This is a genomic window from Alistipes sp. cv1, assembly GCF_900240235.1.
GTDB classification, from domain to species: Bacteria; Bacteroidota; Bacteroidia; order Bacteroidales; family Rikenellaceae; genus Alistipes_A; species Alistipes_A hominis.
This window is the reverse complement of record NZ_OEPW01000006.1, coordinates 1-12,946: the sequence shown is the minus strand read 5'-3', so window position 1 is coordinate 12,946 and position 12,946 is coordinate 1. Positions and strand designations below refer to the sequence as shown.

The window sequence follows — 12,946 nt, the reverse complement described above, 5'->3', positions numbered from 1 at the left end:
TCACAAAAGTATAAAAAGTTTCCGAATCGGATACGCTGTCTTACGCACGAATGCGGCGTTTATTCGAAGCCGGACGCTTCGGAAGCATCAACACTCTGTTTTTCAATCGATTTAATCCTTCTTTTTATTTTGCGGATCATATATGCGCGGCGCAGGTGAAATGCGATAAAAATCCACAACGGAATCAGCAGCAGCGCGAAAAAAATCATTGAATAGATGCTGAATACGTATACCATCAGTTGTACGAGCGCCATGCTCAGGCTCAGCGAAACCGCCGACAGGATAGCGCCCGTCTTGTAACCGGTCTTGAACGGCAACCGGCACTGCCGGCAACGGAAAATTCCTTCGATCCCGATCGCCCAGAACCAGGGTATGCGCACCCTGGCGCCGCACTGCGGACATGTCAGGCTGCGTTTCATGATTCGAAAAAGTTTAATTCGCGGGAAAAATCGAGATCCGGATACGCCTGCTGCAATGCGCGGACTTCCGCGGCTTTCTGATGCCGGAAGGCTCGATAGGCCGGGCTTTCCGGGTTCAAGGGACGGTGTGCGAGCGCTCGATTCAGCGCATCGATCTTCCGGAACACCCCCGTGCAGGAAGGATCGAGCGCCGCGCAGCAGAACTGTTCCCAGATATAATCGACCGCTACTTCCGAAGGGTGGGCCATGTCCTTTTCATAAAAACGATAATCCCGCAGGTCGTCCGTCATGATTTCGAAAGCCGGAAAATAACAACACTGCGGATAACGTTCGATCAACCGGTGAATGGCCACGATCAGCGTCGATTTGCTCAGCGCGTTCTCAGGCAGGCCGTCTCCCAGATGACGCACCGGGCTGACCGTCCAGATTACCGGCTTGTCTTTCAAAGGCCCTTCCAGCAACGGGACGAACCCCCCGACCACTTCGTCGACCGACAATCGCCGCCGTAAAAATTCGCCGGACGGTCGTTTGTGACAGTTGCAAACGATTTCTCCGGTCTCCCGAAGTTGGTAAACCCATGCCGTACCCAACGTCAGGATCAGATATCCCGCCTCGCGCAGCGCCCGGGCGCCGGACTGTACCGCCTGATTGATCGTTTTCAACGCTTCGTCCCGGTCGACCGAAGCCAGCGAACCGTGATGATCGAAACTGACCCACAGGTCGCCGCTTCGGGTCAGGTCGTTCGCTTCGTAAAGCTTCCCCGAATCGAGACGGGTCAGCGTCCGGGCCACGGAAGCCGGATTGAACAGGATTCCGAACGGATTGAAGACGACGGGCAACTTATAACGTTTCATCCGCATCCCGATATTTTCCGCAAAACAGGAGCCGAGCAACAATCCCCGCTGCGCATACCCGATTCGGAAACCGCACGGCGTTATATTTATAGGTGTACGAAACTGCATAGTACGACAATCGTGTTACAAAGATAGCAAAATTCCGTAGGAAAAACGGCGGACGAAATGCCCGTTTCCGGATACTTTTCCCTATTTTTACCCCAAAATGTCTGGATATGCTACTTTTTCCGAACTGTAAGATCAACATCGGCCTGCGCGTCGTTGCGAAACGGACCGACGGCTATCACGATATCGAAACCGTCATGTACCCGGTGCGAGGACTGTGCGACGCCCTCGAAATACTGCCGGATGCGACGGACGACATTTCGTTCACTTCGTCGGGACTGGAAACGGGCGTCGATCCCGAACGCAATATCTGCGTCCGGGCTTACCGGGCATTCCGCGAAGCCTGTCCGATCGGCGGCGTGCGAATGCACCTACACAAGACGATCCCGATGGGAGCGGGTCTCGGCGGAGGTTCGGCCGACGCCGCTCTTACGATCAAAGGGCTGGCCGAACTGTTCGGCGTTCCGCTGACGGCCGAACAGATGATCCGTTTGGCGGCGCAGGTGGGAAGCGACGTTCCGTTCTTTATCGACGGCCGGCCGACGCTCGTTACCGGCCGGGGAGAAATCCTCGCTCCCGTAGCGGGTTCGCCGATCGGACACAGGCTGGTCATCGTCAAACCGGACGAATCGGTCAGTACGGCCGAAGCCTACGCAGGCGTCGCGCCCGCACGGCCCGAAAGCCGGCTCGGCGATTTGTTCGGGCTGCCGCTCCGGCAATGGAAAGGACGCATCGTCAACGACTTCGAGACATCCGTTTTCCGCATTCATCCGACGATCGCGGCGATCAAAGAAGAACTCTATCGGGCGGGGGCTCTTTATGCTTCCATGTCCGGTTCGGGATCTGCCGTCTACGGAATTTTCGAAGAGCGGACGCCGGATCTACCGGCATTCGAAGGAATGTTTGTATATCAGGAAGATATGATCTGAGCGAATGCGAAAAGCGGGGATAAGTTTTCGATTTGGGAAAAAAATTCGTAAACTTGCCACGCCCAAACATACGAATTGGTTTATTTTGAAAGAGACTTTACAGTATTAACCTAATCAATTATTCTATGTCAGTAGAGGATGAAAAAGTTCTCGAACTCCAGCATCGGAAAGAGAAAATTTTTTATGGCGGCGGAGCCAAAGCCATAGAAAAGCAAAAGGCGATGGGAAAACTCACCGCGCGTGAGCGTATCATCGCATTGCTGGACGAGGGATCGTTCCATGAATACGACATTTTCGTGGAACACGACGGCCGGGATTTCGGTATGCAGGACAAATCGCTTCCGGGTGACGGCGTGATTATCGGCACCGGAATGATCTGCGGCCAACCGATCGCCATATTCGCACAAGACTTTACGGTTGCCGGCGGTTCGCTCGGCTTCATGCATGCACGTAAGATCACCAAAATCATGGACTATGCCCTGAACATGCGCATTCCGTTGATCGGAATCAACGACTCCGGCGGAGCGCGTATTCAGGAAGGGGTCAACGCGTTGGCCGGCTACGGGGAGATTTTCTTCCGCAATACGCTGTCCAGCGGCGTGATCCCGCAGATTTCGGTGATCCTGGGTCCCTGCGCCGGCGGCGCCGTTTATTCGCCCGCGCTGACCGACTTCGTATTCGTGGTCGAAAATATTTCGAAAATGTTTATCACCGGCCCCGAAGTAATCAAAACCGTGCTCGGCGAAGAGATCTCGATGGAGGAACTCGGCGGCGCGCGCGTACACAGCGAAATGACCGGCAACGCTCATTTTTTCGCCACGAGCGAGGAAGAGTGCTTCGTCCAGATCCGCAAGCTGATCTCGATGATCCCGATGAACAACACGACCAAAGCCGAAAAGATCGCTCCGGCGGCTCCGCTGCCGCAGTACGACATCACGTCGATCGTTCCGAACGACCCGACCGTACCGTACGACGTGCGCGACGTAATCAAGGCGTTGGTCGACGAGAGCGAATTCCTCGAAGTGATGGAACTGTTCGCAGCCAACATCGTGGTCGGTTTCGGACGCGTCGCCGGCGAAACGGTCGGTTTCATCGCAAACCAGCCGCTGGTGATGGCCGGCGTGCTCGACTGCGACTCTTCGGACAAGGCCGCCCGCTTTATCCGTTTCTGCGACTGCTTCAACATTCCGATCGTAACGCTCGAAGACCTGCCGGGCTACCTGCCGGGTGTGGACCAGGAGCATGCCGGCGTAATCCGCCACGGCGCCAAGATGCTGTACGCGTACAGCGAGGCGACCGTTCCGTCGATCACCGTCGTGCTGCGTAAAGCCTACGGCGGCGGTTATATCGCCATGGGGTCGCGCCACCTGCGCGCCGACTTCGTATTCGCATGGCCGCTGGCCGAAATCGCCGTGATGGGTCCCGAAGGCGCCGCCAACATCATCTTCAAGAAAGACATCGTCGGCGCCGAAAATCCGGCCGAAATGCGTAAACTGAAAATTCAGGAATATAAGGAGAAATTCGCCAATCCGTACGTTGCGGCGGCAAAGGGCTACATCGACTCGGTGATCGCCCCGGCCGAAACCCGCATGTTCATCGAACACGCGTTGAAGGTATCGGCTCATAAGAACCGTTCGCAGCCCAACAAAAAGCACGGCAATCCTCCGTTCTAAACCCCGGTAAGTATGGAAAAAAATCATTACGATACGTTGGAAACCATGCACGGAACGTTCCAGACGACGCTTACCAAAAAGCATCTGGCACGTAAGCCGTGGGAGCCGGAGAACCCGAAGCACATCAAATCCTCCATCCCGGGAACGGTCGTGAAGGTATGCGTAGCCGAGGGACAGGCAGTGAAAGTCGGCGATCTGCTGATCGTTTTCAAAGCAATGAAAATGAACAACAACATCAAAGCCACTTTCGCCGGCAAAGTGAAAAAGATCGACGTGAAGGAAGGAGACAATATTCCGAATCACGCGCTGATGATCGAAATGGAATAGGATTTCGAAATCTGCTTTTCAGGGAGGCAACGAACGGTTGCCTCCCTGTTTTTATTGGCTGGACAACGGCAGGCGATCGCATGAAACGCCCCTTCGCAAGAATTACGGTTCCGTCATCGCTCTTTACAAAAAAAGCAGGGAATCCCCTGCTTTTTTGTATTTTATACGGAAAACCCGCTTATTTGCCCTGCTGAGCCAGATCGGCCGGATCGCGCATCACCATATTTTTGTCGACGCGAATCGTCACGTTGTTGTCGACTTCGACCAACACATATACGTCTTTCACCTCCTTGACCGTACCGTAGATTCCGCCGGCGGTGATGATTTTTTGTCCTTTTTCGAGTGCGTTACGGAATTTCACCAGCTCTTTCTGCCGTTTCTGCTGCGGACGTATCATGAAAAAATACATCACCGCAAAAATCAGCACCATCATAATCAGCAGAGACGCGCCCGATCCTCCGGCAGCCGGAGCCTGGAGCATAATTGTTGTCAAATTCATAATAATCAATATTAAAAGTTTTCTGCAAAGTTAACGGATTCTCGGAATTTCGCAACCTTATTCCGGAACAAATTCAGCTTTATTTATCCGGGAAATCATTCGACTTCCCCGATGACGACCAGCGTAAAAGGCTGTTTGGACAGCGTGGTACGCAGGGTGATGTGTTTGAGCTGATATCCGGAGAAGCCTTTGCTGTCGAATTCGAAAACGAATCCCGCCTCCGCGCCGGGCTGCACCGGTTCCCGTTCGAAATCAACCGTCGTGCATCCGCAGTTGGTCGCCGCCGATAGAATGATCATCGGACGATCGCTCCCGTTACGCAGCGACAAATCCCTGCGGATAACTTCCCCGGCGTGAATCCGCCCCAAATCGACCGTATCCGTTCTTACGGAATCGGTCAACGCGATCACAGTCGCACCGGCTTTGTCCGGGACGACCTTCTTGCCGCCCGTTCCGCAGGAACAAGCGAAGCATAACAAACCTATGATCAAAAACTGTTTTTCCACGACGATCGGTTTCCGCATGAGAACGGAAGCAATATGAGTGCCATTCACGGCTAATTGTCCAGCAATCCGCGTCCCGTCTTTTGGATGCGCTTTTCGGCCGTAAGCGCTTCGACCACCTTGTCCAGCACGCCGTTGATGAACGTACTGCTACCCGGCGTACTGTAATATTTGGCTATTTCGATGAATTCGTCCAGGGTAACCTTTACGGGAATCGACGGGAAAGCGATCAGCTCGGACATCGCGGCCACCATGATCACGTTGTCCATGAATGCGATCCGCTCCACTTCCCAATTGCTGGTATAACGGCCGATGTATTCGGCGTATTCCCTGAAGTGCACCAGCGCATGTCGGAAAAGCTCCCGGACGTACTCCCTGTCGTCGTCGCTCTTATACTGGGGTAGCAACGGCAGTTCCTGCCGGCCCTCCCGCATGTCCGACAACGTGCGCAGCACCATGATCGTCGCAAAATCGACATCGTCCGTCCAGAAAATAGATTGCTCCTCGATCACCTCTTCCAGCGCCTCGCACTCGCAAACGATCCGGGTATAAAACTTTTCGACCAGAGCGGCGTCTCCTTTGAAAGACCCCGTCGAACCGTTCATGTACTGTCGGTAGAAATCGCTGTCGATCAACAGTATATAGAGCTTCTTGATCAGTTCGGGATACTGCACCCATCCCAGCTTTTTACGTTGCAGGTAATCGGTCAGCTCTTCGCTGTCCCGGATCGCCGCGATCACGCGGTTATCGACGAATCGGGTATTCGGATTCAATTCTTCGGGGGTAGGCAGTTTTTTGCGGCGCCCGAGTTCGATCCGGTTTTCGGCGTAATTCGCCACGTCTACGACGAGCCACAGCAACTGATGGTAAAGCTCGTAGGTCTTATCGATGCTGAACAGCAGATTTTTTTCCGAAACGATCAGGGAGTCCGACTCCGACTTAAAATGCGAATAAAGAGCTTTGACAATCTTAATCCTTAATAATCTTCTGCTTAACATCTTCCTTAGAGCTATTGGGGATCGCAAATCTACGGATTTTTTCGGGAACCGGAAAGAAACACTCCGAAATTTTTATCTTTGTGGAAAATTTTACGGAATTGAGGAATTTCGACCTTATCATAGCGGGCGGAGGGGCCGCCGGGATCATGGCTGCGGGGATAGCCGCACAGGCCGGATTCAGCGTCCTGGTCTGCGAAAAGATGGAAAAGCCGCAGCGGAAAGTCCGGATCACCGGCAAAGGCCGCTGCAACCTGACCAACATGCGGCGGCCGGAGGAATTCCTGCAAAAAGTCCGCAGCTCTTCCGACTTTTTCGCCCCTGCGCTGGCACGGTTCGGCAACCGGGAAACGGTCTCTTTTTTCGAACGGATCGGCGTTCCGCTGACCATCGAACGCGGAGAACGGGTTTTCCCCGCCAGCGGACGCGCCTGGGACATTGCCGACGCCCATGTGCGGTGGAGCAGGGAACAGGGAGCGCAGATCGTATGCCATACCCGGGTGACCGAAGTGCACACCGCGGGAGGCCGGGTTTCGGGAGTTACGCTAAGCACGGCCCGAAACGACTCGGAACGGGTGACGGCCTCCTGCGTATTGCTCGCCACGGGAGGCGCTTCTTATCCGGCTACCGGCTCCACGGGCGACGGCTACCTGCTGGCGCACCGGCTCGGCCACGCCATCGTCGAAATCCGGCCGTCGCTGACTCCGCTCGAAACGTCGCTCCCGTTTGCGGAGAGTCTGAAAGGTTTGCGCCTGAAAAACATATCCGCCCGCCTGGCGATCGACGACCGCTACGTTCAACAGGAATTCGGCGAACTCGAATTCACCCCTTTCGTCAGCGGCCCTGTGACCCTGCGGATGAGCCGTCAGGCCGTGGACGCGCTAATCGACGGACAGCGAGTCGCCGTCGACCTCGATCTGAAACCGGCGCTGAACCCGACCCAGTTGAGAGAACGGATCGCCCGGGAAGCCGAAACACTCGGCCCGCAGGCGCCGCTGAGCAGTCTGTTGCGCAAATTGCTTCCCGCACAATTGATCCGTCCGTTCGCAGCCAGTCTGCAAATACCCGAACGGCTGCCGCTAAATGCCGTAAAAGCTCCGGAACTCGATAAAATCGTCGGGCAACTGAAACTTTTCCGGCTGCCGATCAGCGACTATCGCCCGTTCGAGGAGGCCATTGTCACCGCCGGCGGCGTCTCGACCGCAGAGGTCGATCCGCAAACGATGCAATCGCGTCTGGTAAAAGGGCTCTATTTCGCGGGCGAATTACTCGACATCGACGCCGATACGGGCGGATACAACCTGCAGATCGCCTATTCGACCGGACATCTGGCCGGACAGATGCTCGGAAATAAATAAAGGCTATGAACGGTATTAAAAAGATAAAACAACGCCTTTTCAGAGGCTACTTCCGGGTCAGGGCGCACATCCATGTCCGCCATTGGCGAGGACACGGCATCCATTCGCCGTTCATGTACGGCATTGTCCGGAACGTATTTATGAAAGACCGGATTACCGGTTGCGATACTACGCTTTACGACGCGCTGCGCAGCAAGCGGGTAGGGCACCGGCACGCGGTGAAAATCCAGAACCTTTACACGCATTGCCGGCTGGACAGTTTTACGCTGATCCCGAACGTAGGCCCTCCGAAACCGGCATCCGGGCGCAACCTTTGCATACTGCTTCCGGACGTGACGTTGGAAACCATCGCGGCGACGGCGCACCGGGTCTCGGAAGACAAAGGTTGCATGATCATCCTGTCTCCGCACCGGAGCGCGCGCCACTGGCGCTTCGCGCAACAGATTTGGCAGCATTACCCGTGCGTCAGCGTAGACCGGCGCGTCATGACGATTTACTTTTTCAACCCCAAACTTCCGCCCCAACACTACCGCATATAACCTATTAAACATTCCGAACGATGAAAGTGTACACGAAAAAAGGAGACAAAGGAACCACTTCCTTGGTCGGAGGCCAGCGGGTTCCCAAAAACCACCCCCGCCTCGAGGCATACGGCACCGTGGACGAACTGATGTCCTTTACCGCCTACCTGCGCGACAATCTGGACGACACGCCCCGCCTGTCGCCTTACCGGGACGACCTGCTGGCGGTGCTCGACCATCTGATGCGGGCTGCCTCTCACCTGGCGACCGAAGGCGAAGCGCCTAAATACCTGCCGGAATTCGGCCCCGAAAAAGCGCTGTTTCTCGAAAACCGGATCGACGCCATGCAGTCTACGCTGCCGGCGATCGCGAAATTCACGCTGCCCGGCGGACACCCGGCCGTATCGCTGTGCCACATTTGCCGCACGATTTGCCGCCGAACGGAACGGATCGTCCTGACCCTGTCTGAACAATACACTGTGAACGAATACATTAGACAGTATATCAATCGTTTATCGGACTACTTTTACGTCCTCGGCCGCAGGCTCACCGAAGATTTTAACGTAAAAGAAATACTCTGGGTGTACGATAAATGAATTTTTTTTTAATTTTGCAAACTAAAATCCGAATATATAACCAAAAACTCATACGATCATGTACTGGACATTAGAATTGGCGTCGAAACTGGAAGATGCTCCGTGGCCTGCCACTAAAGACGAATTGATCGATTACGCTACGCGTTCGGGTGCCCCGCTGGAAGTCATCGAAAATCTCGAAGAGATCGAGGACGAAGGCGAGATCTACGAAAGCATCGAAGATATCTGGCCCGATTACCCGAGCAAAGACGACTTTTTCTTCAACGAAGAGGAATATTAAACCGAACGATTCGAAATAAACGATACGGACGACCGCGCGGTCGTCCGTATCGTTTATTTTATATCCGCAGACCGATTATTCCTGTAGACAACCTTCCTGCTTTTCCTCCGTCTCTTCGGAATCCTTGATGCAGAACATCACGCCGGCCCGGTTGTAAGTAATTATCTGGATCGCATCGTCGCGGCGCAAAATCCCGCGGACGCTCGAAATGCATTTATTCAGGTAATTGTTTCCGTTCGTATTTCCCGGCCACAGCAGATCTTCCAACGCCGGTCTTTCGTGAATCACGTTCATGTGATGGCAGAAGTGGTAAATCAACTCGTATTCTTTCTGCGTCAGCTTGTGAACGGCGCCGTCGATGGTAATCTCGTGACTGATCGTATTGAGCGTCGTGCGCGGTGTGATATCGAGAATCCGTTTCAACTTCGGACGCTGGTTCCGCAGTTTCGAAATCAGACGGGCTTTCAATTCCTCCACCGCAACGCTCTTGCGGATGTAATCGTCTGCGCCGACGCTCAATCCCTTGATCGCATCTTTCGGATCGGACAGAACGGTCAGGAACAAAATCGGCACTCCGGGGTCTTCCTTCCGGATTTCCTTGGCGACCTCGTATCCGTCCAGTCCGGGCATTCGTATGTCGAGCAAAATGATGTCGGGATGCAACCGTCTGTATTTGGCCAGCGCATCGAAACCGTCGTGAGCATAGATCACTTCATACCCGTCCTTTTGCAAACTGGCGATAATCGGTTCCGCCAACCATTGGTCGTCTTCCGCATACAATAACGAATAACTGGCAATTTGAGAATCCATAATCCTTATCTATTTTTGGGTATCGATAGCGTAAAGGTACTACCTTTTTTGTAAATACTGCTGACCGTGATCTTACCTTTGTGGGCTTTGGCAATCATCTTAATGTAGCTCAGGCCGATACCGAATCCGGTGCACCGTACCGTCTTGCCTTTCGGGATGCGGAACTCGCGCCGGAAGATCCGTTTGAGGTATTTCTTCGGAATGCCGACGCCGTGATCGGTCACCGAAACGCACAAGTAATCGCCGGCCGTGAAGCACCGCACGAATATGTCGGGAGCTCCCGACGAATACTTGATCGCATTGTCCACCAGATTGACGATCGCGTTCAGAAAACACAGTTTGTCGGCAGTGATCAACTCCTGCGTCGTCTCGTACTCCAACTTGATTTTGCCGGTCGGTTCCAGCATCAGTTCGTACTGCATCATCACGTTGTCGAGCAACTGCCGGACGCTGAACTCTTCGGGATGTATGTCGATTCTCGCTTTCTTGATCGTCAACAACTTATCGAGCATTAGATTGGCCAGCGTGATTTTGAATTCGCCGACCTTCACGAGCCTGCTCCGCCGCTGGGCATCGGGCAGCGAATCCAGCACCCGCTGTAAGAACGCGATCGGATTCCTCATCTCGTGCGACATGTTCTTGAGTTGTTCGGACACCCGTTTCTGATAAAATATCGTATAGATCAAGAAGTACAGGATCAGAATGAGAATTACGACGATCTCGATGGACGACACCAGAAAACGCTGCATATGGCGGAACATCGCCGAATACGAATTGTCGAAACGGACGACCAGCGCGGCCTTGCCGTCGATCCCCAACGGCAGCGAATCGGTCACGAGCCCGTAATTCTTGCTGACCTCCCGACTGACAGTCGCCCCGATAGGCTTCTGCGTCGCACAGTCTATCTTTTCGATAACATACGGCAGTTTGATATCGTACTTTGCCAAATGTTTTGCATAGGCAGAATCCAATCGAGAAAGGTTCATTCCGCTGAAATGGTATCTGGCTAAACTCCATCTTTGAGTGCGAAAAAACTCATCTTTTGATTCAAATTTCTTTTCAATTGTAGGTAATCCTTCTTGAATTACTTTTATACTATGTTCTTCATAGTCAAAAGAGACCAAATTACGCGGTGGATTTATACCTTTATTAAAGTACCGTTTCTGCCATTCAAGACTACTCATTATAAGTTCACCACCTAATGCAATATCCAATTCTGAGAATGCAACAGTTTGAATACGCTTTTGTTCGGCCAGATATAACTTTTGAACCCAAACATATTGCAGGTACAGCAATCCCGCAACGGCCATAATAGCCACAACCAAACTTATTCCTAATCTTATTTTCATATATTTAAGTTATTAGATAGTATCTGTGGAGACAAATGTAATAATATAAATTCTGAATGGCATAAAAAAGGAACAAAAAAGGAATAAAAAAGATCAGATTATAAGGCACTTTTGTGATGCAATCTTTATAAAAAATGAAAAAAACTTGGTATTTAGCTCTCGCTAGTTTGTGCTTAGTAGTATCCGTTGTATCTTATTGCATTTTTGCATCGAACGATAACGCGGAAACATTTAATCTGCTCCATAAAAATATAGAAGCTTTGGCCGATTCGGAAGGAGGGGATTCGGGTGGATGTGAAAACGTATCCGGTGTTTGTGTAATATTCGGAGTTGGGGGAGAGCCGGATACTGTTATTGATGGCATGCGAAACAAATGATCACCCTGCGTACCCTCGTCTGCGCCGGTCTGTGCGCATCCTTATTTTCCGCCTGTCAAAACGATAAAAGGCTTCCGGGAAGCCCCGTCGAGTATTTCGGTTCCGTCATGCCGATTACAGGAACCGAAGTGCTCGATTTGGATAGCTGCGAGGCTTTCCTGCCGAAAGCCATCGCCGTACGGGATTCGGTGGTTTTCGTACAGTGTCAGGGGTCGAAGGACGTCGTTATTTCGGTCGATCTGAGGGACAACACTCGGAAAGTGCTGCTGCGGAAAGGCAACGGGCCGGGCGAAGTACTGCAAATGTCGGCTTTCTCTCCATCCGGAGACGGGAAAATTACGGCCGTCGAAAGCAACAAGCGTTATGTGATCGAAATCTCGTCAAACGGAGATTCCGTCCAGCGTTTTTTCCCTGCTCCGAAAGAATACGGTCCCTATATTTCAGCCGTCGGGGGCGACCGGTGCGTTATCTTCACGGGATGTGTCGACGGCGGAATGTACCTGTATTATAATACGGCCGACAGCAGCGTCCGGTTTTTCGGCGAATACCCGGTGCGGGAAGAGTACCGGAAACTGGACAACCACATCAAAAGCAGGATCTGTCTCAGCGGTCGGCTCGCCATCAGCCCCGACCACCGGCGTCTCGTCTACGTCAACTACAACGGCGGGCTGATCGACATCAGCGCGATCCGCAACGACTCGATCGTCAACGTATGCAGCCTCGATTTCCATTATGCGGACGTCGTGATCGAAGGCGAGGTAGTCAGCATACGCCGCACCAACAAAAACGGATTTTACGACGTATCGGCGGGGAACGACCGTTTCTGCGCCATCTATTCGGGTAAATCCATTGAGAAACACCGGGCCGGCGTCGACGACTGCGACTACCTGATGGTCTTCGACTGGAACGGCAATCCGGTCGCCTGCTACGAATCGGACAAACCGTTGACCAAAATCTATTATCAAGAAGACGAGAATGTCGTCTACGTCGTCAGCATCGCCGACGACGGCGCAAAACTCTACAAATTCCAACTGCTTTAACCCGGCTTATAACGTCCGCCGATAGTTTATCTGTTCGGGAACAGGGCCTGCATGTGCGATTCATGCAGGCTTTTTTTGTTTATACAGTACCCTCGTGTCGAAATACGCAATTTAATAGAAGCGCTTTGCAATATTCGGTAATATTAATTAACTTCACTATGAATATAAAAATAATTATGCGAAATATGAAAACAACTCTCCGATCTTTCTTAATTTTATTATCGATTCTTTCGTCGATCCCGTTGCGGGCCGCCGATCCGACAGAGATTCCGTTTCGTATCGTCGATTTTCTCCAGGCGGAGCGTGCCCGC

The 12,946-nt window shown here is 52.7% G+C and carries 16 protein-coding genes; 9 read left to right on the top strand and 7 right to left on the bottom strand.

Annotated elements, in window-relative coordinates; genetic code table 11:
• Nucleotides 1-59: 59 nt before the first annotated feature.
• Nucleotides 60-419: a hypothetical protein gene (locus C1A08_RS09990; protein WP_055206295.1), complete on the bottom strand. Its 360-nt coding sequence runs from the start codon at nt 417-419 to the stop codon at nt 60-62.
• On the bottom strand, nt 416-1,381 hold the full coding sequence (locus tag C1A08_RS09985) for a GSCFA domain-containing protein (RefSeq protein ID WP_101573190.1): 966 nt from the start codon (nt 1,379-1,381) through the stop codon (nt 416-418). Before C1A08_RS09985 ends, C1A08_RS09990 begins: the two co-directional genes overlap by 4 nt.
• 107 nt (nt 1,382-1,488) lie before the next feature.
• Between C1A08_RS09985 and ispE the strand changes: the two genes are divergently transcribed.
• The 3 genes from ispE to C1A08_RS09970 all read left to right on the top strand — a co-directional run bounded on the left by ispE (nt 1,489) and on the right by C1A08_RS09970 (nt 4,307).
• Nucleotides 1,489-2,307: a 4-(cytidine 5'-diphospho)-2-C-methyl-D-erythritol kinase gene (gene ispE, locus C1A08_RS09980; protein WP_101573188.1), complete on the top strand. Its 819-nt coding sequence runs from the start codon at nt 1,489-1,491 to the stop codon at nt 2,305-2,307.
• Nucleotides 2,308-2,432: 125 nt separating this feature from the next.
• A complete protein-coding gene (locus C1A08_RS09975; RefSeq protein ID WP_055206289.1) occupies nt 2,433-3,980 on the top strand; it encodes an acyl-CoA carboxylase subunit beta in 1,548 nt (515 codons plus the stop codon).
• A 12-nt stretch (nt 3,981-3,992) separates the two neighbouring features.
• Nucleotides 3,993-4,307, top strand: a complete 315-nt coding sequence (locus tag C1A08_RS09970; RefSeq protein ID WP_055206287.1) for a biotin/lipoyl-containing protein — start codon at nt 3,993-3,995, stop codon at nt 4,305-4,307.
• Between the two features lie 178 nt (nt 4,308-4,485).
• On the opposite strand, the gene yajC is transcribed toward C1A08_RS09970, so the two are convergent.
• The 3 genes from yajC to C1A08_RS09955 all read right to left on the bottom strand — a co-directional run bounded on the left by yajC (nt 4,486) and on the right by C1A08_RS09955 (nt 6,307).
• Nucleotides 4,486-4,806: a preprotein translocase subunit YajC gene (yajC, locus tag C1A08_RS09965; protein WP_055206285.1), complete on the bottom strand. Its 321-nt coding sequence runs from the start codon at nt 4,804-4,806 to the stop codon at nt 4,486-4,488.
• A gap of 95 nt (nt 4,807-4,901) precedes the next feature.
• Nucleotides 4,902-5,330 (bottom strand): DUF1573 domain-containing protein, encoded by a 429-nt coding sequence (locus C1A08_RS09960; RefSeq protein ID WP_055206283.1) that lies wholly within the window; start codon nt 5,328-5,330, stop codon nt 4,902-4,904.
• Nucleotides 5,331-5,362: 32 nt separating this feature from the next.
• The gene (locus C1A08_RS09955) at nt 5,363-6,307 is read right to left on the bottom strand and encodes a transcription antitermination protein NusB (protein WP_101573186.1); all 945 of its coding nucleotides are present in this window, start codon (nt 6,305-6,307) and stop codon (nt 5,363-5,365) included.
• 80 nt (nt 6,308-6,387) lie between these two features.
• Here C1A08_RS09955 and C1A08_RS09950 point away from each other — a divergent pair, with 80 nt between their 5' ends.
• From C1A08_RS09950 to C1A08_RS09935, 4 genes are read left to right on the top strand one after another with little or no spacing between them, the layout of a single operon-like run.
• On the top strand, nt 6,388-7,662 hold the full coding sequence (locus C1A08_RS09950) for an NAD(P)/FAD-dependent oxidoreductase (RefSeq protein ID WP_101573429.1): 1,275 nt from the start codon (nt 6,388-6,390) through the stop codon (nt 7,660-7,662).
• Between the two features lie 5 nt (nt 7,663-7,667).
• Nucleotides 7,668-8,201, top strand: a complete 534-nt coding sequence (locus C1A08_RS09945; RefSeq protein ID WP_101573184.1) for a histidine kinase — start codon at nt 7,668-7,670, stop codon at nt 8,199-8,201.
• Nucleotides 8,202-8,221: 20 nt separating this feature from the next.
• Entirely contained in the window at nt 8,222-8,779 is a 558-nt protein-coding gene (locus C1A08_RS09940; protein ID WP_101573182.1) for a cob(I)yrinic acid a,c-diamide adenosyltransferase, read from the top strand.
• 58 nt (nt 8,780-8,837) lie between these two features.
• Nucleotides 8,838-9,059, top strand: coding sequence for a DUF2795 domain-containing protein (locus C1A08_RS09935; RefSeq protein ID WP_055206276.1), 222 nt, complete (start codon nt 8,838-8,840; stop codon nt 9,057-9,059).
• A 75-nt stretch (nt 9,060-9,134) separates the two neighbouring features.
• Here C1A08_RS09935 and C1A08_RS09930 read toward each other — a convergent pair whose 3' ends face one another.
• Both C1A08_RS09930 and C1A08_RS09925 read right to left on the bottom strand, forming a co-directional pair.
• On the bottom strand, nt 9,135-9,869 hold the full coding sequence (locus tag C1A08_RS09930) for a response regulator transcription factor (protein WP_101573180.1): 735 nt from the start codon (nt 9,867-9,869) through the stop codon (nt 9,135-9,137).
• Between the two features lie 5 nt (nt 9,870-9,874).
• Nucleotides 9,875-10,816, bottom strand: coding sequence for a sensor histidine kinase (locus C1A08_RS09925; protein WP_180951568.1), 942 nt, complete (start codon nt 10,814-10,816; stop codon nt 9,875-9,877).
• 536 nt (nt 10,817-11,352) lie between these two features.
• Between C1A08_RS09925 and C1A08_RS09920 the strand changes: the two genes are divergently transcribed.
• Nucleotides 11,353-11,595: an NVEALA domain-containing protein gene (locus C1A08_RS09920; RefSeq protein WP_101573176.1), complete on the top strand. Its 243-nt coding sequence runs from the start codon at nt 11,353-11,355 to the stop codon at nt 11,593-11,595.
• A gap of 107 nt (nt 11,596-11,702) precedes the next feature.
• Nucleotides 11,703-12,635: a BF3164 family lipoprotein gene (locus C1A08_RS09915; protein WP_180951567.1), complete on the top strand. Its 933-nt coding sequence runs from the start codon at nt 11,703-11,705 to the stop codon at nt 12,633-12,635.
• Nucleotides 12,636-12,946 lie beyond the last annotated feature (311 nt).